The organism is Variovorax sp. GW821-FHT09D04, from assembly GCF_059416405.1.
Genome location: NZ_JBWKPA010000003.1, coordinates 12,381 through 30,217 on the forward strand (window position 1 = coordinate 12,381; position 17,837 = coordinate 30,217).

22 protein-coding genes are annotated in these 17,837 nt (G+C 68.2%); 9 read left to right on the plus strand and 13 right to left on the minus strand.

Annotated elements, in window-relative coordinates; genetic code table 11:
• Position 1: 1 nt before the first annotated feature.
• Together AC07O4_RS10410 and AC07O4_RS10415 are read right to left on the minus strand one after the other, a co-directional pair.
• Positions 2 to 682: a pentapeptide repeat-containing protein gene (locus AC07O4_RS10410; protein ID WP_495304472.1), complete on the minus strand. Its 681-nt coding sequence runs from the start codon at positions 680 to 682 to the stop codon at positions 2 to 4.
• Positions 679 to 1,491 (minus strand): ferritin-like domain-containing protein, encoded by an 813-nt coding sequence (locus tag AC07O4_RS10415; RefSeq protein WP_495304473.1) that lies wholly within the window; start codon positions 1,489 to 1,491, stop codon positions 679 to 681. Before AC07O4_RS10415 ends, AC07O4_RS10410 begins: the two co-directional genes overlap by 4 nt.
• 39 nt (positions 1,492 to 1,530) lie before the next feature.
• On the opposite strand from AC07O4_RS10415, the gene AC07O4_RS10420 reads away from it, so the two are divergent.
• Both AC07O4_RS10420 and hslO read left to right on the plus strand, forming a co-directional pair.
• A complete protein-coding gene (locus AC07O4_RS10420; protein WP_099796276.1) occupies positions 1,531 to 2,055 on the plus strand; it encodes a gamma carbonic anhydrase family protein in 525 nt (174 codons plus the stop codon).
• Positions 2,056 to 2,086: 31 nt separating this feature from the next.
• Positions 2,087 to 3,085: an Hsp33 family molecular chaperone HslO gene (gene hslO, locus AC07O4_RS10425; protein ID WP_495304474.1), complete on the plus strand. Its 999-nt coding sequence runs from the start codon at positions 2,087 to 2,089 to the stop codon at positions 3,083 to 3,085.
• Between the two features lie 12 nt (positions 3,086 to 3,097).
• On the opposite strand, the gene AC07O4_RS10430 is transcribed toward hslO, so the two are convergent.
• Positions 3,098 to 3,973, minus strand: a complete 876-nt coding sequence (locus AC07O4_RS10430; protein ID WP_495304475.1) for an NAD(P)-dependent oxidoreductase — start codon at positions 3,971 to 3,973, stop codon at positions 3,098 to 3,100.
• 25 nt (positions 3,974 to 3,998) lie between these two features.
• Positions 3,999 to 4,787, minus strand: coding sequence for an SDR family oxidoreductase (locus AC07O4_RS10435; protein ID WP_495304476.1), 789 nt, complete (start codon positions 4,785 to 4,787; stop codon positions 3,999 to 4,001).
• Positions 4,788 to 4,893: 106 nt separating this feature from the next.
• On the opposite strand from AC07O4_RS10435, the gene AC07O4_RS10440 reads away from it, so the two are divergent.
• On the plus strand, positions 4,894 to 5,769 hold the full coding sequence (locus tag AC07O4_RS10440) for an AraC family transcriptional regulator (RefSeq protein ID WP_495304477.1): 876 nt from the start codon (positions 4,894 to 4,896) through the stop codon (positions 5,767 to 5,769).
• Positions 5,770 to 5,771: 2 nt separating this feature from the next.
• Here AC07O4_RS10440 and AC07O4_RS10445 read toward each other — a convergent pair whose 3' ends face one another.
• The 8 genes from AC07O4_RS10445 to pyrG are packed head-to-tail and all read right to left on the minus strand — an operon-like array spanning position 5,772 to position 12,582.
• Positions 5,772 to 6,755: a hypothetical protein gene (locus AC07O4_RS10445; RefSeq protein WP_495304478.1), complete on the minus strand. Its 984-nt coding sequence runs from the start codon at positions 6,753 to 6,755 to the stop codon at positions 5,772 to 5,774.
• 44 nt (positions 6,756 to 6,799) lie between these two features.
• Positions 6,800 to 7,477, minus strand: coding sequence for an AAA family ATPase (locus AC07O4_RS10450; RefSeq protein ID WP_495304897.1), 678 nt, complete (start codon positions 7,475 to 7,477; stop codon positions 6,800 to 6,802).
• Positions 7,474 to 8,106, minus strand: a complete 633-nt coding sequence (gene pnuC, locus AC07O4_RS10455) for a nicotinamide riboside transporter PnuC (protein ID WP_495266074.1) — start codon at positions 8,104 to 8,106, stop codon at positions 7,474 to 7,476. The genes AC07O4_RS10450 and pnuC overlap by 4 nt, the downstream gene beginning before the upstream one ends.
• 22 nt (positions 8,107 to 8,128) lie before the next feature.
• A complete protein-coding gene (ftsB, locus tag AC07O4_RS10460; RefSeq protein ID WP_070059525.1) occupies positions 8,129 to 8,407 on the minus strand; it encodes a cell division protein FtsB in 279 nt (92 codons plus the stop codon).
• Positions 8,408 to 8,422: 15 nt separating this feature from the next.
• Positions 8,423 to 9,706, minus strand: coding sequence for a phosphopyruvate hydratase (eno, locus tag AC07O4_RS10465; protein WP_062474653.1), 1,284 nt, complete (start codon positions 9,704 to 9,706; stop codon positions 8,423 to 8,425).
• A gap of 52 nt (positions 9,707 to 9,758) precedes the next feature.
• Entirely contained in the window at positions 9,759 to 10,049 is a 291-nt protein-coding gene (locus tag AC07O4_RS10470; RefSeq protein ID WP_062474654.1) for a DUF1330 domain-containing protein, read from the minus strand.
• On the minus strand, positions 10,046 to 10,903 hold the full coding sequence (kdsA, locus tag AC07O4_RS10475) for a 3-deoxy-8-phosphooctulonate synthase (RefSeq protein ID WP_492695317.1): 858 nt from the start codon (positions 10,901 to 10,903) through the stop codon (positions 10,046 to 10,048). Before kdsA ends, AC07O4_RS10470 begins: the two co-directional genes overlap by 4 nt.
• Positions 10,900 to 12,582: a CTP synthase gene (gene pyrG, locus AC07O4_RS10480; RefSeq protein ID WP_139705616.1), complete on the minus strand. Its 1,683-nt coding sequence runs from the start codon at positions 12,580 to 12,582 to the stop codon at positions 10,900 to 10,902. Before pyrG ends, kdsA begins: the two co-directional genes overlap by 4 nt.
• A gap of 124 nt (positions 12,583 to 12,706) precedes the next feature.
• Here pyrG and coaBC point away from each other — a divergent pair, with 124 nt between their 5' ends.
• The 4 genes from coaBC to AC07O4_RS10500 all read left to right on the plus strand — a co-directional run bounded on the left by coaBC (position 12,707) and on the right by AC07O4_RS10500 (position 15,523).
• Complete coding sequence (gene coaBC / locus AC07O4_RS10485; RefSeq protein ID WP_495304479.1) at positions 12,707 to 13,930, plus strand: bifunctional phosphopantothenoylcysteine decarboxylase/phosphopantothenate--cysteine ligase CoaBC; 1,224 nt, start codon at positions 12,707 to 12,709, stop codon at positions 13,928 to 13,930.
• Positions 13,930 to 14,370: a hypothetical protein gene (locus tag AC07O4_RS10490; RefSeq protein ID WP_492695321.1), complete on the plus strand. Its 441-nt coding sequence runs from the start codon at positions 13,930 to 13,932 to the stop codon at positions 14,368 to 14,370. Before coaBC ends, AC07O4_RS10490 begins: the two co-directional genes overlap by 1 nt.
• A gap of 16 nt (positions 14,371 to 14,386) precedes the next feature.
• Complete coding sequence (gene dut, locus AC07O4_RS10495) at positions 14,387 to 14,833, plus strand: dUTP diphosphatase (RefSeq protein WP_495304480.1); 447 nt, start codon at positions 14,387 to 14,389, stop codon at positions 14,831 to 14,833.
• A 189-nt stretch (positions 14,834 to 15,022) separates the two neighbouring features.
• Positions 15,023 to 15,523 (plus strand): glycine zipper 2TM domain-containing protein, encoded by a 501-nt coding sequence (locus AC07O4_RS10500; protein ID WP_062474665.1) that lies wholly within the window; start codon positions 15,023 to 15,025, stop codon positions 15,521 to 15,523.
• A 69-nt stretch (positions 15,524 to 15,592) separates the two neighbouring features.
• Here AC07O4_RS10500 and AC07O4_RS10505 read toward each other — a convergent pair whose 3' ends face one another.
• Positions 15,593 to 16,117, minus strand: a complete 525-nt coding sequence (locus tag AC07O4_RS10505) for an FKBP-type peptidyl-prolyl cis-trans isomerase (RefSeq protein WP_095947302.1) — start codon at positions 16,115 to 16,117, stop codon at positions 15,593 to 15,595.
• Between the two features lie 14 nt (positions 16,118 to 16,131).
• Between AC07O4_RS10505 and AC07O4_RS10510 the strand changes: the two genes are divergently transcribed.
• Both AC07O4_RS10510 and AC07O4_RS10515 read left to right on the plus strand, forming a co-directional pair.
• On the plus strand, positions 16,132 to 17,274 hold the full coding sequence (locus AC07O4_RS10510; RefSeq protein ID WP_495304481.1) for a JmjC domain-containing protein: 1,143 nt from the start codon (positions 16,132 to 16,134) through the stop codon (positions 17,272 to 17,274).
• Complete coding sequence (locus AC07O4_RS10515) at positions 17,264 to 17,770, plus strand: hypothetical protein (protein ID WP_495304482.1); 507 nt, start codon at positions 17,264 to 17,266, stop codon at positions 17,768 to 17,770. Before AC07O4_RS10510 ends, AC07O4_RS10515 begins: the two co-directional genes overlap by 11 nt.
• Positions 17,771 to 17,837 lie beyond the last annotated feature (67 nt).

Consider the following 17,837-nt stretch of genomic DNA (forward strand, 5'->3'; position numbering starts at 1 on the left):
CTCAGACGACGCGCAGGCCCAGTTCCTCGACCAGCGCGGCGGCCTGGCGGTGGGAGATGGTCGCGCCCTTGAACGGCGCGGCGTTGGCCAGCCGCAGGCCGCCCAGGTCCACGTCGCGCAGGTCGGCACCTTCGAAGCGCGCGAGCTTCAGGTGCGCGTTGCGCAGGCTGCCGCCTTCGAAGAGGGCCTCGCGGAAATCGCAGCCCGAGAGGTCGGCCTCCGACAGGTCGAGCTGCGCGAGCGTCTGCTTGCGGAACGACAGGCCGCGCAGGTGCGCGTCGACCAGCAGCGAATCCTTGAACACGACGCCCAGCGCCGACACCTCGCCGAAGTGCGCGCCCGTGAGCTTCACGCCCGTGAAGAGCGCCGAGGCCAGCTTGGCGCGCGCCCACTGCGTGTTGTTGAGGTCGCAGTCCTGGAAGCGCGCGTTCGTGAGGTCGGCCAGACCGAAGTCGGCCTGGCGCGCGCGGCAGCCAACCCAGCGCGTGTCCGCCAGCTGGGCGCGGTCGAACGAGGTTTCGGCGAAGCTGCACAGCGTGAACTGCGCGCCGCGCAGATCGAGGCGCGACAGGTCGGCCTCGTCGAAATGGCAGCGTTCGAAATGCGGCGGCGCGTCGCGGCCCTGCAGGCAGGCCTGCAGCTCGGCGCGTGACCAGGTCTGGTCGGAAATCACTTCGGTCATTCGGGGCGGGAATCGGTCAGCGCGCGCAGCTCTGCGGGGCTGAAGCCCGCCCGGCCGCGTGCTTCGAGGTTGAAAGGCGGCTTGTGGCGCGGCGCGTCGTAGCGCGCGACCAGGGCCGGGTAGTTGGCTTCGGCGTCGAGCCCGGCGCGCTCGCACAGCCAGCGGTACCAGTGGTTGCCGATGGCCACGTGGCCCACTTCGTCGCGCAGGATGATGTCGAGGATTTCCACTGCGCGCAGCGCGTCGGGCGTGTTCACGCGTTTCAGCTTGGACTGGATCAGCGGCGTGGCGTCGAGCCCGCGCGCCTCGAGCGTGCGCGGCACCAGCGCCATGCGCGCGAGCACGTCGTCCTTGGTCTTCTCGCACATGTTCCACAGGCCGTCGTGGCCCGGAAAGTCGCCGTAGCGCCAGCCCATGGCCTGCAGGTGCGTGTGCAGCATCGTGAAGTGCTGCGCCTCCTCGTCGGCCACGCGCAGCCAGTCGCGGTAGTAGGCTTCGGGCATGCCGTCGTAGCGCCACACGGCGTCCAGCGCGAGGTTGATCGCGTTGAACTCGATATGGCAGATCGAATGGATCAGCGCGGCGCGGCCCTCGGGCGTGAAGGGCGAGCGCTTCTGCACGGCGGTGGCGGCCACGCGCAGCGGGCGCTCGGGGCGGCCGGGCACGCCGTCGTCGTCGCCGGGCGTGCGCAGGGGCTCGATTGCTATGGAAATGGTAGCTGCCTGTGCAGCCGTGGCGCGCGTGGCGGCCACCTTGTCGTCGGGGTCTGTCAGGCGCAGCGCGGCCAGCGCGCTCAATCGGGGGTGCATCCCTACAATTCTAGTTTTGCCCCTCCGGAGACAACCACGATGGCGATTTACGAATTGGATGGCATTGCACCGCGCCTTGGCGAAGGCGCATGGGTCGCGGACAGCGCCCAGGTCATGGGCAATGTCGAACTGGCAGAGAACGCGAGCGTCTGGTTCGGCGCCGTGCTGCGCGGCGACACCGAGGTGCTGACCATCGGGCGCAACAGCAACATCCAGGACCTGTCGGTGCTGCACGCCGACATCGGCTGCCCGCTGACCATCGGCGACAACGTGACGGTGGGGCACCAGGTGATGCTGCACGGCTGCACCATCGGCGACAACTCGCTGATCGGCATCCAGGCGGTGGTCTTGAATAACGCCAGGATCGGCCGCAATTCGATCGTTGGCGCCGGCAGCGTCGTGACCGAGGGCAAGGAGTTTCCCGACAACTCCCTCATCATCGGCTCGCCCGCCAAGGTGGTGCGCACGCTCGACGATGCCGCCGCCGCCAAGCTGCGGCAAAGCGCCGAGCACTATGTAGAAAACGCCCATCGCTTCGCGAAGGGCCTGAAAAAAATCGCCTGACCTGCGCAGGCACACAGAGAAAGATTCCGTTTTGAGCGAGCTGCACAAATTCCTGTTCGATGGCCTGCCGGTGCGCGGCATGATCGTGCGCCTGACGGATGCGTGGCAGGAGATTCTTGCGCGGCGCGCCTCCAACACCGCCACCGGCGCCTATCCGCCGCCCGTGGCCGAGCTGCTGGGCGAGATGACGGCCGCGGCCACGCTGATGCAGGCCAACATCAAGTTCAACGGCGCACTCATCCTGCAGATCTTCGGCGACGGCCCCGTGAAGGTGGCCGTGGCCGAGGCCAAGCCCGACCTGAGTCTGCGCGCCACCGCCAAAGTGATCGGCGACCTGCCGGCCGACGCGCGCCTGCCCGACATGGTCAACGTGAACAACAAGGGCCGCTGCGCCATCACGCTCGACCCGAAAGACAAGCTGCCCGGCACCACGCCGTACCAGGGCGTCGTGCCGCTGTTCGGCGACGACGGCCAGAAGCTGGGCAAGCTCAGCGACGTGCTGCAGCACTACATGCTGCAAAGCGAGCAGCTCGATACCACGCTGGTGCTCGCCGCCGACGACAAGGTGGCGGCCGGCCTGCTGATCCAGCGCCTGCCCATCAAGGGCGAGGGCAACCTCGAAGGCACCTCGCAGCAGACGCAGGACGAGGCGCACCAGGACCAGATCGGCCGCAACGAGGAATACAACCGCATCTCGATCCTGGCGTCGAGCCTCACGCGCGACGAGCTGCTCACGCTCGACGTCGAGACCATCCTGCGCCGCCTGTTCTGGGAAGAAAAGCTGCTGCGCTTCGAACCGCAGGCCGGCCTGCTGGGCCCGCACTTCGCGTGCACCTGCGGCCGCGAGCGCGTGGCGCAGATGATCCGCGGGCTCGGCGTGGAAGAGGCCGAGGAAATCCTCGCCGAGCGCGGCGACATCGAGGTCGGCTGCGACTTCTGCGGCAAGCAGTACCGCTTCGACGCGGTCGACACCGCGCAGCTGTTCAAGCCGCTGGGCGACCAGCTGCCGGGCAGCCCGGTCGTCCAGTAAGCGCGACGCGGTTCAAGCGGGCTGCGACGGCTGCCGCAGCACCTTGACCATCGCGGCCAGGCGCTCGTTGCCCAGGCCCGCGCGCAGCGCGCGCTCGAACTGTCCCATCAGGAAATCGGGAAAGCCGGCGTCGAGCTGCGCCTCGCGCGCCTGCTTCACGAAGAGCCGACCCGAGCCCGCGCAGGTGGCCATCGAGCTCTCGGGCTCGCCGTACCGGCCGGCGTGGATCGCCTCGCCCTCGGCCTGGATCATTTCGCCGAGCACCGGCGAGATCGCGCCGATCATCTGCGCGAACCCGTCCACCGGCAGCCCTTCGGCTTCGCAGATGCGCACGCCGTGGAAGAAGCCGCTCATCGCACCGAACATGCACGACAGCGTGGCCAGGTCCCAGGCGGCCGCGTTGCCGATCGGCTCGCCCATGTGCTGGATGTTGCCGGCGATGGCTTCGAGCAGCGGCCGGCAGGCGGTAAGGGCGCGTGCTTCGCCGGAGATGAAGAGCGGCGTGTCGGGCCGGCCGATCTGGCCCGGCGTGGCGAGCAGGGCGCCGTCGAGGTACGCCACGCCGCTCAGCGCGGCCCAGTCGTCGCGTGCGTCCTGCGGCGTGCCGGTGCTCAGCTGCACCAGCACCTTGCCGCGCATCGCGTCGTGAACGCCGGGCGCGGCGAGGATGGCGCGCGACGCCGGGTAGTCGGCCACGCAGACCAGCACGACGGGGCTGGCCTGCACGGCGGCCAGGGCCGTCGGTGCGAGCACCGTGCCCTGGTTCAGGAGGGGCGTCGCGCGCTCGGTGGTGCGGTTCCACACCGTCAGCGTGAACTTCGATGCTTGAAGGGCGCGCGCGAGGGCGATGCCCATGGGGCCGAGGCCGATGAGAGAAACGTCGGTCATGTGAGGTCCTTGGTGAGAGATCGGATCAGGCGGCCGCCGGCGTCAGGCCCTGGCCTAGCCCGCCATCGACGGTGAGTCGGGCGCCCGTCGTGAAGGTCGCCTCGAAGGCGAAGAAGAGCACCGCGCGCGCCACTTCGACCGAGGTGCCGTGGCGCCGCATCGGCGTGATCTGGTCGCCCAGGCGCATGAACTCGGCGCGCTCTTCGGCGCTCGCGTCGGTCACGCCGAGCGTGGGCGTGTCGATGAAGCCGGGGCTCACCACGTTCACGCGGATGCCGCGCGTCACCAGCTCCGCCGCGAAGCCGGAGGCCATCGAGCGCAGTGCGGCCTTGGTGGCGCTGTACACGCTCATGCCGTGCATGCCGCCTTCGTCCGCGATGGACGAGGTGAAGACGATCGCGCTGCCCGCCGGCATCAGCGGCGCCAGGCGCTGCACGGTGAAGAACGGGCCCTTGGTGTTGACGGCGAAGGCGCGGTCGTAGCCGGCCTCGGTCACCTGCTCGAAGGGCTCGAGCGAGGAGATGCCCGCGTTGATGTGCAGCAGGTCGATGCGGCCGAAGCGCTCGCGCACGGTGGCGGCGAGGGTGTCGATGTCGGCCAGCGAGGCCGTGTCGGACGCGAGCACATGTGCGCGCGCGCCGAAGGGGCCGAGCACGCGGCGTGCGGCCTCCAGGTTCTGCGGGTTGCGGCCGGTCACGAGCACGTCGGCGCCGCCGTCGAGCAGCGCCTGCGCGGTGGCCAGGCCCATGCCGAGGGTGCCGCCGGTGATGACGGCCTTCTTGCCTGCGTAGGGGGTGTGGGGTGTGGTGTTCATGGCCGTCGATGATCCGGATCGCACGGCTTGCGGTCGCGCACGTTCAGCCGTGGGGGAGCACAAACGGCCGACGGCATGCACGCCGCGCGCGGCCCATAATGTTTCGATGAGCGATACCGATCTGGACACCGATCTGCACGGGCACGGTGGTGCGGCGTCCGAGGTGGCGCTGTCGGCCGACAGCTTCGTCGCGCCGCCCGCCACCGACAGCCTGCGCGTCGACGTGCGCCAGACCCCCGGCGGCGTGGTCGGCTACGAGGCGCTGCCCGACCACCGTCTCAAGCTGCACGCGGGCGCGCCGGTGGCGGGCGCCTGCCAGTTCCACCGCTTTCTCTACACGCGCGGCGACCTCGACATCCTGCCGGCCGGCAGCACCGACATCTGGCATGAAGAGTCGCCGAGCACCTCGGTCGTGGTGCGCATGGCGCCCGCGCTGCTCGTGCGCACGGCCGACGAGATGGGCCTGCCGGCCGAGCGTGCGGTGCTCGGCGAACGCCACCAGTTCCGCGACCCGCAGATCGAGCACATCGCCTGGGCGCTCGACGCCGAGCGGCGCGCGGGCTTTCCCAATGGCCGGCTCTACACCGACAGCCTGGGCACCGCGCTCGCGGTGCAGCTGATCGCGGCCGGCCCGCAGGTGGCGCCGTCACCCGAACAGGGGTTGACGCGGTTGCAGCTGAAACGCGTCACGGAGTTCATCGAGGCGCACCTGGACGGCGACCTGTCGCTGGCCGCGCTGGCCGAGGTCGCGGGCCTGAGTGCCTCGCACCTGAAGACGCAGTTCAAGCGCTCCACCGGCCAGGCGGTGCATGCCTACGTGGTGCACCGCCGCGTCGACCGCGCGCGCGGCCTGCTGCTGAACAGCGAGATGCCCGCGAGCCTCGTGGCGCTCGAGAGCGGCTTCTCGCACCAGAGCCACATGGCGCGCTGCATGCGCCGCGTGCTGGGCCTCACGCCCGGCGAGGTGCGGCGCGCGGCCTGAGCTCAGCGCGCTGCGTCGTCGAAGGCGCCGAATGCGATGTCGGGCGCGCTCGTGTTGTGCTTGGAGGGCAGGCTGCGGCCGAAGCGCACCTGCGTGGCATTCAGCGTCTTCACCTCGGGCAGCGGCAACGCCTGCTCGGCCGCTTGCGGCGAGGCCTGCCAGCGGACCTCGCTCATGTCGGCGTTGTCGGGCGTCACATACATCGAGCGCAGCACCGCGAAGGGCTGCTTGGCGCTGGCTGTGGGCTTGGAGAGCGTCACGTCGAGCGCAGTGCGGGTGCGGCTGATCTCGGTCACGCGCGCCACGGCGCTGCCGCCGTCGGCGAAGCGCAGGTGGATGGCCAGCGGCTGGGGTACGACGCGGATCGACGCGATGTCCACCACCGGCCGCCCGGCCTGCACGACCGGGCCAAGCAGGAACGACGAGCCGTACACGCCGTCGCCGAAGCGCGCCTCGGGCAGCGGCTTGAGGCGCCAGTAGCCGTCGGAGGGGTAGAGCACGATGGCCTCGAGCGCCTTGCCGTTTTCCTTCTTGAACACCTGCAGCAGGTGAAAGCCGCGGTCGTGCCGCGCGCCGACCTGCACCGGCACGCGCGCTGATCGCCAGAAGGTCGGCAGCGTCATGCCGACGATGCGCCACTGCGCGTTGTCGAGCAGCACGACGGTGCGTTTCTTGAAACGGTGTGCCGGGTCGGTGGGGTGGGTGCCGCCGTCGAAATTGCAGCCCGAGAAATCGGGTGCGGTGACGTCGTTGCCGATGCTGCCGAGGTAGTTGGGCTGCAGCGCTTCGATGCGCAGGCGGCGGATGCCGTCGCCGCGCAGCACCATCGACACGTTGTCTTCCTCGGCGCAGGCCGTGGCGGTGGTGGCGTTCTCGACGGTGGCTGCAACGGGCGCAGCAGAGGCGGCACCGGCGGTCAGCAGCAGGGCGAGGAAAGCGGCGGCGGGAGCGCGCGGTGCAAGGCGCGCAGCAATCGAAACGGGCATCGGGTCTCCGGTGAAGGGGAGAGGGCGCGCAGGAGCCGGAAGGCTCAGGGCGGGTCGCGGCGCGCCATCAGGTCGCTGAAGAGCTTATGTTCGCATTCCGGGTCGGAACACTTCTCGCAAGGCCATGTCCACGAGGCGGGCTTGGCATCGCGGCGGGTGCGCGTGCGGGCGCGGCCTTCGTTGCCGGCGATGGTGTTGATCGCATTCCAGGCGTTCGCCAGCCGTTCTCCACCGCTGCCATGCACCACGGCATACGAGAGCCCGGCGCGCGAGAGCGCGGCGCGCACCAGCGTGTCGGTCGGCTGGCGCGCATGCGGGCCGTCGCGCATGTCGTCGGCCACCCAGGGCAGGTCGAGCGCGGTGAGCAGCGTGATGGCATAGCGCCGCTGTGCGGCGAGGGCGCTGTCGTACAGCGAGGTGTCGGCGAACAGCTGCTCGCTGTAGACCGCCGTCATGAGCGCCGTGGTGTCGGCCACCACCACGCCCGTGGCGGCAGCGGCGTCGATGCGGCGCCTCTGTTCGTCGGCGATGGCCTGCTGCTCGTCGGGGCGCGGCGTGCGGCCTTCGCGTTCGCACCATTCGCGCAGGTACTCGCCCACCAGCGTGACGGGCGTGCCGCGGTCTTGCAGGCGCTGTGCGATGGCGCGCGAGAGCTCGGTCTTGCCGGTGCTCTCGGCGCCCACGAGCGCGATGACGCAGCCGGTCGGCAGGTTCGGCGTCATGCCGGCACCGCCTTCGCCGTGGCCTTCGGCAGGCGTCGCTGCCATGCCAGGAAGCCGGCCACGCTGAGCACGGCGAACACCGCGTACAGCGCTGTCGTGAGCCACAGGCCCTTGTGGATGAACAGGCCCACGCTGACCACGTTCACGGCCAGCCAGATGAGCCAGTTCTCGATGAACTTGCGTCCGAGCAGGAACTGCCCGACCAGGCTCAGGCCGGTGACGAAGCCGTCCCACCAGGGCACGTCGGTGTTGGTGAAGCGACGCAGGAAGAGGGCGACTACAGGCCACGCAATGGCGCAGGCCACGAGGGCGTATGCGGTGCCGCGCGGCGACAGCCGGCTGACCCGCAAGGCGCTGCCGTCGGCGCGAAAGCCGCGCAGCCATTGCGCCCAGCCCCACAGGGCGACGAAGGCAAAGAAGACTTGAAGGGAGGCGTCGCCGTAGATGCGTGCGTTGGCGAACACCACCACGTAGAGCAGCGAGCTGACGATCGCCAGCGGCCAGCCCCAGTGGATCTCGCGCATGTTGCAGCCGACCATCGCGAGCGCGAGCACGGCGGCGACGAGCTCGAGCCAGGTGACGGGAGAACCCCACAGCGCAAAGGCGGAGGCCGAGAGAAGCTCTGGCATCGAGAAGCGGCGAAGGAAAGGATCAGTGCGCGATCTGCACGAAGACTTCGTTCGGTTTGACCATGCCGAGTTCCGCGCGCGCGCGTTCCTCGACCATCTCGAGGCCGTCTTTCAGGTCATTGACTTCGGACGCGAGCCGCTCGTTGTTGAGGGCGGCCTTGGCGTTGGCGTCCTTCTGGTCGGCCAGCTGGGTCCTGAGCTGGGCGACCTCGCGCACGCTGCCGCGCCCGTTCCACAGCTGCCACTGCAGGATGACCAGCAGGAGCACCAGGATGAGAGGAGGGACGAAGCGCGCGCGCATGCAGGCTGCGAGGCGCTACTTGAGGTTGTAGAACGCGCCGCGGCCCGGGTAGACGGCGATGTCGCCGAGGTCTTCTTCGATGCGCAGCAGCTGGTTGTACTTGGCGATGCGGTCCGAGCGCGACAGCGAGCCGGTCTTGATCTGGCCGGCGTTGGTGCCCACGGCGATGTCGGCGATGGTGCTGTCTTCGGTTTCGCCCGAACGGTGCGAAATGACGGCCGTGTAGCCCGCGCGCTTGGCCATCTCGATGGCGGCGAAGGTTTCGGTCAGCGTGCCGATCTGGTTGATCTTGATCAGGATCGAGTTGGCGATGCCCTTGTCGATGCCTTCTTGCAGGATCTTGGTGTTGGTGACGAACAGGTCGTCGCCCACCAGCTGCACGCGCTTGCCCAGGCGTTCGGTCAGGTGCTTCCAGCCGTCCCAGTCGCCTTCGTGCATGCCGTCTTCGATGCTGATGATCGGGTACTTGTCGACCCAGGTCGCGAGCATGTCGGTCCAGCTCTCGGCCGTGAGCGACAGGTTTTCGCCCGACAGCACGTACTTGCCGTCCTTGTAGAACTCGCTGGCCGCGCAGTCCAGGCCCAGGGCGATCTGTTCGCCGGCGGTGTAGCCGGCCTTGTCGATGGCTTCCAGGATCAGCTGGATGGCCGCTTCGTGGCTCTCGACGCTGGGGGCGAAGCCGCCTTCGTCGCCCACGGCGGTGCTGATGCCGCGGTCGCCCAGGATCTTCTTCAGGGCGTGGAACACCTCGGCGCCGTAACGCACGGCCTCGCGGAAGCTCTTGGCGCCCACGGGGATGATCATGAACTCTTGCAGGTCCAGGCTGTTGTTGGCGTGCGCGCCGCCGTTGATGACGTTCATCATCGGCACCGGCAGCTGCATGCCGCCCATGCCGCCGAAGTAGCGGTACAGGGGCAGGCCCGACTCTTCGGCCGCGGCGCGGGCCACGGCCATCGAGACGGCGAGGGTGGCGTTGGCGCCCAGGCGGGCCTTGTTGTCGGTGCCGTCCAGGTCGATCATCGTGCGATCGAGGAAGGCCTGTTCGCTGGCGTCCAGGCCCAGCACGGCTTCCGAGATCTCGGTGTTGATGTTCTCGACGGCCTTCAGCACGCCCTTGCCGAGGTAGCGGCTCTTGTCGCCGTCGCGCAGCTCGATGGCCTCGCGCGAACCGGTCGAAGCGCCCGAGGGCACGGCCGCACGGCCCATGGTGCCCGACTCGAGCAGCACGTCGCACTCGACGGTGGGGTTGCCTCGGCTGTCGAGAATTTCGCGGCCGACGATGTCAACGATTGCACTCATCTCTATCTCTTTCTCTGGGTCTCTTGGTGGAGTGGACTGGCAAAAAACGGAATCAAAGGCCTTCGACCGCGATCATGTTCATGATGGCGGCGCCGGCACGCGCTTCACGCGCTTTCAGGTATTCGGGCGTCTCGTAGAAAGCCTTGGCCTTCTCGAAGCTGGGGAATTTGAGCACGACGACGCGGGTGGGCTTCCAGTCGCCCTCGAGCGGCTGCACCTGGCCGCCGCGCACGCAGACTTCGGCGCCGTGCGCCTGCATCGCGACGCTCGACCACTTCTTGTATTCCTCGTACTGCGTCGGATTGGTGACTTCGACGTGGGCAATGACGTAACCGCTGCTCATGCTTGAAAACTGTCCTCGAGGAAAGCGTTTTTCTTGGTGACCCGGTCGAGCGCGACCAGCGTCTCGAGCAGGGCCTTCATGTGCTTGAGCGGCACGGCGTTGGGGCCGTCGCTCAGGGCTTTGTTCGGGTCGGGGTGCGTCTCCATGAAGAGACCGGCCACGCCCACGGCCACGGCCGCGCGCGAGAGCACGGGCACCATTTCGCGCTGGCCGCCCGAGCTGGTGCCCTGGCCGCCGGGGAGCTGCACCGAGTGGGTGGCATCGAACACGACCGGCGCCTTCGTCTCGCGCATGATCGCCAGTGAGCGCATGTCCGACACGAGGTTGTTGTAGCCGAAGCTGGCGCCGCGTTCGCAGGCCATGAAGCTGTCTTCGTCCAGGCCGGCTTCTTTTGCAGCAGCGCGGGCCTTGTCGATCACGTTCTTCATGTCGTGCGGTGCGAGGAACTGGCCCTTCTTGATGTTCACCGGCTTGCCCGACTGCGCCGCGGCGTGGATGAAGTCGGTCTGGCGGCACAGGAAGGCGGGTGTCTGCAGCACGTCGACCACCTTGGCGGCCTCGGTGATGTCTTCATGGGTGTGCACGTCGGTCAGCACGGGCAGGCCGAGTTCGCGCTTCACCTTGGCCAGGATCTCGAGGCCCTTGTCGCGGCCCGGGCCGCGAAAGCTCGTGCCCGAGGAGCGGTTGGCCTTGTCGAAGCTGCTCTTGAAGATGAACGGGATGCCCAGCGACGCGGTGATTTCCTTCAACGTGCCGGCCGTCTCCATCTGCAGCTGCTCGGATTCGACCACGCAGGGGCCGGCGATCAGGAAGAAAGGCTGGTCCAGCCCGATGTCGAATCCGCAAAGCTTCATGCCACTGCCTTGAGCGTCTTGTTGGTGCTGCCCGCGCCCTTGTCCTTGTGGTCGAGCGCCGCCTTGATGAAGGCGTTGAACAACGGATGGCCGCCCCACGGCGTTGACTTGAACTCGGGGTGGAACTGCACGCCCATGAACCACGGGTGCACGTTCTGCGGCAGCTCGACGATTTCGGTCAGGTGCTCGCGCTGCGTGAGCGCCGAGATCACGAGGCCGGCGTTGCGCAGCTCGTCCAGGTAGTTGACGTTGGCTTCGTAGCGGTGGCGATGGCGCTCGGTGACCACGTCGCCGTAGATGCTGTGCGCCAGCGTGCCCGGCGTGACGTCGGAGCTTTGCGCACCCAGGCGCATGGTGCCGCCGAGGTCGGACTTCTCGTCGCGCGTCTTCACGGTGCCGTCGCGGTCCTTCCACTCGGTGATCAGCGCGATCACGGGGGTGGGCGTCTCCGGGTCGAACTCGGTGCTGTTGGCGTTCTTCAGGCCGGCCACGTGGCGGGCGTACTCGATGGTGGCGACCTGCATGCCCAGGCAGATGCCCAGGTAGGGCACCTTCGATTCACGGGCGAAGCGGGCGGCCGAGATCTTGCCTTCCACGCCGCGCTGGCCGAAGCCGCCGGGCACCAGGATGGCGTCGTACTTGGCCAAGCGCGACACGTCTTGCGCCGAGATGGTCTCGGAGTCGATGTAGTCGATCTTCACGCGGGCATGGTTCTTCATGCCGGCGTGGCGCAGCGCTTCGTTGAGCGACTTGTAGCTGTCCGACAGGTCGACGTACTTGCCGACCATGGCGATCGACACTTCCTGTTGCGGATGCTCGACCTCGTACACCAGCTCGTCCCAACGCGTGAGCTTGGCGGGCGGGGTGTTGATGCGCAGCTTGTCGCAGATCAGGCCGTCCAGGCCCTGTTCGTGCAGCATGCGGGGCACCTTGTAGATGGTGTCCACGTCCCACATCGAAATGACGCCCCATTCGGGCACGTTCGAGAACAGCGAGATCTTCGCGCGCTCGTCGTCGGGGATCGGGCGGTCGGCGCGGCACAGCAGGGCGTCGGCCTGAATGCCGATGGCGCGCAGTTCCTTGGCGGTGTGCTGCGTGGGCTTGGTCTTGAGCTCGCCGGCGGCGGCGATCCAGGGCACGTAGCTCAGGTGCACGAAGGCCGAGTTGTTCGGGCCCATGCGCAGGCTCATCTGGCGCACGGCTTCCAGGAAGGGCAGCGACTCGATGTCGCCCACGGTGCCGCCGATTTCGACGATGGCCACGTCCACTTCATGCGCCGTGCCGATGCCGGCGCCGCGCTTGATGTATTCCTGGATCTCGTTGGTGATGTGCGGAATGACCTGGACGGTCTTGCCGAGGTAGTCGCCGCGGCGTTCCTTCTCGAGCACGGTCTTGTAGATCTGGCCGGTCGTGAAGTTGTTGGCCTTGCGCATCCGCGTGTTGATGAAGCGCTCGTAGTGGCCGAGGTCGAGGTCGGTCTCGGCGCCGTCATCGGTGACGAACACTTCGCCATGCTGGAACGGTGACATCGTGCCGGGGTCGACATTGATGTACGGATCGAGCTTGATGAGGGTGACTTGGAGGCCGCGCGATTCGAGGATCGCGGCGAGCGAGGCGGAGGCGATTCCCTTGCCAAGGGAAGATACGACACCACCGGTGACGAAGACAAATTTGGTCATGCCAGTTCCGGACGCGTGAATCCGGGCAGTGGGAAATTGCGATTATAGGTGTCCCCTTTGTGCCTCCACGGCCGAAGGCCATCCGGTTCCTGATCTTGTCGGTATGTGAGCAACAATATGTCCCATGCAAGATCTCGCTGGCAAACACATCGTCCTCGGACTCACAGGGGGCATCGCCTGCTACAAATCGGCCGAGCTGTGCCGCCTGCTCGTGAAGGCGGGCGCCACCGTCCAGGTCGTGATGACCGAGGCGGCCGAGCAGTTCATGACGCCGGTCACCATGCAGGCGCTCTCGGGGCGCACCGTCTACACCTCGCAGTGGGACGCCCGCGAGCCCAACAACATGCCGCACATCAACTTGAGCCGCGAGGCCGATGCGATCGTGCTGGCGCCCTGCAGCGCCGATTTCATCGCGCGGCTGGTGCAGGGCCGTTCCGACGAGCTGCTGAGCCTGCTGTGCCTGGCACGCCCGACCGACCGCGTGCCGCTGTTGATCGCCCCGGCCATGAACCGCGAGATGTGGGCCCATCCGGCCACCCAGCGCAACCTGATGCAGGTGTCGGTCGACGGCGCGACCGTGCTGGGCGTGGGCAGCGGCTGGCAGGCCTGCGGCGAAACCGGCGACGGGCGCATGCTCGAACCGGCGCAGCTGCTCGAGGACATCACGGCCTTCTTCCAGCCCAAGCTGCTGGCGGGGCAGAAGGTGCTGGTCACGGCCGGCCCGACCTTCGAGGCGCTGGACCCGATCCGCGGCATCACCAACCATTCGTCCGGCAAGATGGGTTTCGCCATCGCCCGCGCGGCGCGCGAGGCCGGTGCCGAGGTCACGCTGGTGGCCGGCCCGGTGCACTTGCCGACCCCGCGCGGCGTGAGCCGCATCGACGTGCTGTCGGCGCAGGAGATGCTCGAAGCCACCACCCGTGCTGCGCAGGCAGCTAGCATTTTTGTAGCAACGGCCGCCGTGGCCGACTGGCGCCCGGCGACGCACAGCGACCAGAAGATCAAGAAGGACGGCAGCGGCCAGACGCCGGTGCTGCACTTCGTCGAGAACCCCGACATCCTGCTCACCGTGGCAAAGAGCGAGCGTGCGCAGGCCAGGAAGCTGTTCTGCGTGGGCTTTGCCGCCGAGAGCGAGAACCTCGCCGAGCACGCCAAGGCCAAGCGCGAGCGCAAGGGCATTCCGCTGCTGGTGGGCAACATCGGTCCGCTGACCTTCGGGCAGGACGACAACGCACTGCTGCTCGTGGACGCGAAGGGCGTGCGCGAGTTGCCCCGCGCGCCCAAGCTCCGGCTGGCACGCGAGTTGATGACGGAAATTGCCGCGCGACTTCCGGATTGGAGGGCCTGATGAACACCGAATCGAACACACCGCCGAATGGCGACTTCGCCCGTTACGTGGAGCAGTTGTCGGCGCGGGCCGGCCAGTCCGCCCGCGTTCCGGGCAAGGAATCCGAGCACGGGCTGGACGTCGGCATGACGCCTTCGCCCGGTGCGCAGGGCACCGTGGCCACGCGGCGTGAATCGCCGGGTGGCGAGGCCGCGAAGGCAGACGGCACCAAGGCCATCCCCCTGGGCACGCTCAAGGTGCTGGCCGGCATGGGGGCGCTGGTGTTCCTGGTGCTGTGGGCCATCGGCGTGCCGCTCTCCGTGCTCGTCCTGGGCGCCGCCGCGGCGGCCTGGTTCGGCAAGCGTTTTCTCAAGGGGCTCAACCTGAGGCCCGGGGTCGCCAAGTGGCAGCAGGTGCTCGAAGAGGCCGCGCGCAGGCAAAAAGAACAGCAACAGAAGTAACCAAGGCAGCAAGTCAGTGAAAGTAGACGTCCGAATCCTCGATCCGCGCATGGTGGATCAATTGCCCGCGTATGCCACCCCCGGAAGCGCCGGCCTCGACCTGCGGGCCTGCCTCGACGCCCCGGTCACGCTCGAACCCAATGCCTGGCAACTGGTGGGCACCGGCATCGCGATCCACTTGGCTGATCCGGCCTATGCCGCGCTGATCCTGCCGCGCTCGGGCCTGGGTCACAAGCACGGCATCGTGCTGGGCAATCTCGTCGGCCTGATCGACAGCGACTACCAGGGTGAGCTGAAGGTCAGCGCCTGGAACCGCAGCAACACGCCCTTCGTGCTGCAGCCGATGGAGCGGCTTGCGCAGCTGGTGATCGTGCCGGTGGTGCAGGCGCAGTTCCGCGTGGTCGCCGAGTTCGAGGTCTCGCAACGCGGCGAGGGCGGGTACGGCTCGACCGGCAAGCACTGAGCCTTTGCCCCAGCGAAGCTGAAGGGCACCTGAGTATCCAAGGCGTAAAGAACGGAACCGCCGGCGCGTGGTTCGTCTCGAAGGTTTCAGCGTGTGTCTTTCGTCATCGCGGCTTCGGCTGAAACGTTAGACACAGGCAGGCATGCAGCCCGTCCGGGCGCGTGCTGTTTTCTTCGAGGAGCCTCTTTCATGAACATCTCAATGCGCTTCATTTCCGTCACGGCGTCCGTGCTCGCACTGGCCACGCTCACGGCCTGTGTCGCGCCGGCCCCGGTCTACCAGACCTCGCGCTACCCCTACCAGGCCCCGCCGCGGGCGATCCAGTACCAGGAAGCGGCCTACGTCGAGTACGGCCACGTGGCCAACATCGAGGTGCTGCGCAGCGAAACCGCGGGCGTGGGCACCACGGGTGGCGGTGCCATCGCGGGTGGCCTGATCGGCGGCGTGGTGGGCAACCAGTTCGGACGCGGCAACGGCCGTGCCGCAGCCACGGCGCTCGGCCTCGTGGGCGGCGCCTTGCTGGGCAACACCATCGAGGCCCAGCAGAACGGCCCGCGCGCCTACGAGAGCTACCGCGTCTCGGTGCAGACCGACCGCGGCGGCTACCGTGCCTTCGACGTGCAAAACCCGGGCGACCTGCGCATCGGCGACCGCGTGCGCATCGACAACGGGCACATCTCGCGCATGTAACCCTTCGGCCGTGCGCACACAAAAAAAGCCGGGCACTGCCCGGCTTTTGCTTTGTGAAGTGGCGTGGTCTCAGTGCAGCATCTGGCCGCCCGGCGCCATCGGCGGCACCTTGAAGAAGGCCGTGCCGGCCGAGCCGCGGCCGACTTCTTCTTCGGTGGCTTCACGCACCGAACGCACGGTGATGTCCAGGCGGATCGCGATGCCCGCCAGCGGGTGGTTGCCGTCGAGCACGAGGTGGTCGGGGTAGATCTCGGCCACGGTGTAGATCGCGTCCTTGGGCATGGCCTCGCTCACGCCCTTGGGCAGGGCGGAGCCGTCGAAGGTCATGCCTTCCTCGGTGCCTTCGGGGAACAGCGCGCGCGGCTCCAGGAAGAGCAGCTGGTCGTTGAAGTCGCCGAAGCCCTGTTCGGGTTCGATCTGCAGCTGCACGCGCGCGCCGGGCTCATGGCCCTGCAGGGCGGCCTCGATCACGTCGAAGAGGTCGTCGCCGCCCACCATGAATTCCACCGGCTCGTCGAGCACGTCCAGCACATCGCCGAGCGTGTCTTTCATGGTCCAGGTCAGGCCGACCACGCATTGTTCAGAGATTTCCATTGCAGAATTCTCCCATGGAGATCAATCAACCGCTGCCCTTGCTTGGCGGCCTGAGTCCCGCGCAGTTCATGCGCCGGTACTGGCAAAAGAAACCCCTGCTGATCCGGCAGGCCGTTCCCTCGATGGTGCCACCGATCGACCGCCCCGCGCTGTTCGCGCTGGCGGAGCGCGAGGGGGTCGAGTCGCGCCTGATCCGGCATGGGAAGGCCGGCTGGTCGCTCAAGCACGGCCCGTTGCCCCGCCGCGCGCTGCCGCCGCTGAAGCAGCCGGGCTGGACGATGCTGGTGCAGGGGGTCGACCTGCATCACGACGGCGTGCACGACCTGCTGCGGCAGTTCCGCTTCCTGCCCGACGCGCGCCTGGACGACCTGATGATCAGCTACGCGAGCGACACCGGCGGCGTCGGCCCGCATTTCGACAGCTACGACGTGTTTCTGCTGCAGGCGCAGGGGCGGCGCCGCTGGTCCATCGGCAAGCAGTCCGACCTGCGGCTGCAGTCCGACGTGCCGCTCAAGGTGCTCGAGCACTTCGAGCCCGAGCAGACCTTCGTGCTCGAGCCCGGCGACATGCTGTACCTGCCGCCCAAGTACGCCCACGACGGCGTGGCGGTGGGCGACGACTGCATGACGTACTCCATCGGGCTGCGCTCGTCCGCCGTGGGCGAGCTGGGCGCTGACCTGCTGGCGCGCGTGGCGCAGGCCTATGCCGAAGACCTGGAAGACGCGGGTCCGGCCGAACTGGCGCGTTACCGCGATCCGTCGCAGCCTGCCGTGGAAGCCCCGGCCGCGATGCCGGCCGCGCTGCAGGACTTCGCACGCAAGGCCGTCGAGGCCGCGCTGCGCGACCCCGACGCCATCGACCGCGCGCTGGGCGAATCGCTCACCGAGCCGAAGGCCAACGTCTGGTTCGGCGAGGGCAACGAAGTGCCCGGGGTGCTGCGCGCGGTCGCGCTCGATCGCCGCACGCGCATGCTCTACGACGCGCGGCACATCTACATCAATGGCGAGAGCTTCCGCGCCGGCGGGGCCGACGCCACGCTGATGCGGCGGCTGGCGGACCAGCGTGCGCTCGGTGCGCGTGACCTGGCCCGTGCCAGCGAGGGCGCGCGGGCGCTGCTGGGCGATTGGTGCGAGGCGGGCTGGCTGCATGCCGAGTGAAGGTGCCGTCCCGGTCCTGATCGAAGGCCGCTTCGACGGCCGGGAGGCGTTCGCTGACCTCGTCCGCGGGGCCTTGTCCGCCGCTGCGCACCAGGGCTGGAACGAGATTGTCTTCAGCGATCCCGACTTCGCCGACTGGCCCCTAGGCGAGCGCGCGAGCATCGAGGCGCTGCAGGCCTGGTCGGCCAGCGGGCGCCGCCTGTTGCTGCTGGCAGGGCGCTTCGACCTGATCGAGCGCGGTCATGCGCGTTTCGTGACGTGGCGCCGCACCTGGGACCACATCGTCGAATGCCGCGCGGCAGGCCGCTCAGGCACGGCAGAAGAGGTGCCCAGCGCCTTCTGGACGCCCACCTGGTGCCTGCACCGCATCGACCCCGAACGCAGCCGCGGCGTCTGCAGCAGCGAGCCGCGTGCGCGGCGCGACCTGCGCGAAAGCCTCGACGAGCGCTGGTGCCAGGGCCGACCGGCCTTTCCGGCCTCCACGCTCGGCTTGTAAGCCAATGCCGCAAATACACCCCCGCGACATATCCGGGCGGGGTTGGCGGTCTAGAATTTTTTGGTTC

Coding starts and splice junctions, on each gene's coding strand:
- AC07O4_RS10410 (WP_495304472.1), bottom strand. CDS start 682: ATGACCGAAGTGATTTCCGACCAGACCTGGTCACGCGCCGAGCTGCAG.
- AC07O4_RS10415 (WP_495304473.1), bottom strand. CDS start 1,491: ATGCACCCCCGATTGAGCGCGCTGGCCGCGCTGCGCCTGACAGACCCC.
- AC07O4_RS10420 (WP_099796276.1), top strand. CDS start 1,531: ATGGCGATTTACGAATTGGATGGCATTGCACCGCGCCTTGGCGAAGGC.
- AC07O4_RS10430 (WP_495304475.1), bottom strand. CDS start 3,973: ATGACCGACGTTTCTCTCATCGGCCTCGGCCCCATGGGCATCGCCCTC.
- AC07O4_RS10435 (WP_495304476.1), bottom strand. CDS start 4,787: ATGAACACCACACCCCACACCCCCTACGCAGGCAAGAAGGCCGTCATC.
- AC07O4_RS10440 (WP_495304477.1), top strand. CDS start 4,894: ATGAGCGATACCGATCTGGACACCGATCTGCACGGGCACGGTGGTGCG.
- AC07O4_RS10445 (WP_495304478.1), bottom strand. CDS start 6,755: ATGCCCGTTTCGATTGCTGCGCGCCTTGCACCGCGCGCTCCCGCCGCC.
- AC07O4_RS10450 (WP_495304897.1), bottom strand. CDS start 7,477: ATGACGCCGAACCTGCCGACCGGCTGCGTCATCGCGCTCGTGGGCGCC.
- pnuC (WP_495266074.1), bottom strand. CDS start 8,106: ATGCCAGAGCTTCTCTCGGCCTCCGCCTTTGCGCTGTGGGGTTCTCCC.
- ftsB (WP_070059525.1), bottom strand. CDS start 8,407: ATGCGCGCGCGCTTCGTCCCTCCTCTCATCCTGGTGCTCCTGCTGGTC.
- eno (WP_062474653.1), bottom strand. CDS start 9,706: ATGAGTGCAATCGTTGACATCGTCGGCCGCGAAATTCTCGACAGCCGA.
- AC07O4_RS10470 (WP_062474654.1), bottom strand. CDS start 10,049: ATGAGCAGCGGTTACGTCATTGCCCACGTCGAAGTCACCAATCCGACG.
- kdsA (WP_492695317.1), bottom strand. CDS start 10,903: ATGAAGCTTTGCGGATTCGACATCGGGCTGGACCAGCCTTTCTTCCTG.
- pyrG (WP_139705616.1), bottom strand. CDS start 12,582: ATGACCAAATTTGTCTTCGTCACCGGTGGTGTCGTATCTTCCCTTGGC.
- coaBC (WP_495304479.1), top strand. CDS start 12,707: ATGCAAGATCTCGCTGGCAAACACATCGTCCTCGGACTCACAGGGGGC.
- AC07O4_RS10490 (WP_492695321.1), top strand. CDS start 13,930: ATGAACACCGAATCGAACACACCGCCGAATGGCGACTTCGCCCGTTAC.
- AC07O4_RS10500 (WP_062474665.1), top strand. CDS start 15,023: ATGAACATCTCAATGCGCTTCATTTCCGTCACGGCGTCCGTGCTCGCA.
- AC07O4_RS10505 (WP_095947302.1), bottom strand. CDS start 16,117: ATGGAAATCTCTGAACAATGCGTGGTCGGCCTGACCTGGACCATGAAA.
- AC07O4_RS10510 (WP_495304481.1), top strand. CDS start 16,132: ATGGAGATCAATCAACCGCTGCCCTTGCTTGGCGGCCTGAGTCCCGCG.
- AC07O4_RS10515 (WP_495304482.1), top strand. CDS start 17,264: ATGCCGAGTGAAGGTGCCGTCCCGGTCCTGATCGAAGGCCGCTTCGAC.